This is a genomic window from uncultured Acetatifactor sp. (genome assembly GCF_948601915.1).
Lineage (GTDB): Bacteria > Bacillota > Clostridia > Lachnospirales > Lachnospiraceae > Acetatifactor.
In genome coordinates, this window is sequence record NZ_CAPDXS010000284.1 from 1,289 (window position 1) to 1,582 (window position 294).

Here is a 294-nt window from a genome sequence, read left to right on the forward strand (position 1 = left end):
GGTGACTGGAGTTCAGACGTGTGCTCTTCCGATCTTCGGGAGCTTCACCGAACATCTTGAAGCCTTCCACCAAAAAGATGCCCGCCTGACGCCGCTCCTTCGCCTTTGCCTGCCACTGCGCCACCTGTCTGACCCTTGGATTTGAACTGCTTGTAATCATGCTTCGCCCTCCCTGCGCTGCGCTATTTCTTTCGCGCTGCGCTATTCCTTCCGCGCTGCGCTGCTCCTTCCCCGATTCTTTTTGCCTTCCGCACTATGATATTTCCTTCTGCGCCGTGCTATTTTTTCCGCAAT